Annotated in this window: 1 protein-coding gene; it reads left to right on the top strand. The window is 54.4% G+C overall.

Annotation, left to right across the window (positions count from 1 at the left end):
- On the top strand, positions 1–248 hold a 248-nt coding region (locus SB756_RS33545), incomplete at both ends, for a glutathione S-transferase C-terminal domain-containing protein (RefSeq protein WP_410913696.1).

Raw genomic sequence — 248 nt, 5'->3', positions numbered from 1 at the left:
CCTGCTCAGCGATGGTCGCACCTTCCTGCTGGGTGGACGGCTGACTGAAACCGATATTCGCCTGTTCGTCACCCTGATTCGCTTTGACGTCGCCTATCATGGCCTGTTCAAATGCAACCTGCGCCGGATACGCGACTATACGCTGCTGAATCGCTATCTTAAGAGCATGCTGTCAGTCTCCGGCGTGCGTGAGACGGTCAGCATCGATCATATCAAACAGGGTTACTACTCGATCAAGGCACTGAACC

It is taken from the genome of Pseudomonas sp. SIMBA_068 (assembly GCF_046534705.1).
In the GTDB taxonomy this organism is placed as follows: Bacteria; Pseudomonadota; Gammaproteobacteria; order Pseudomonadales; family Pseudomonadaceae; genus Aquipseudomonas; species Aquipseudomonas putida.
This window is presented reverse-complemented; position numbering and strand designations above follow the sequence as displayed.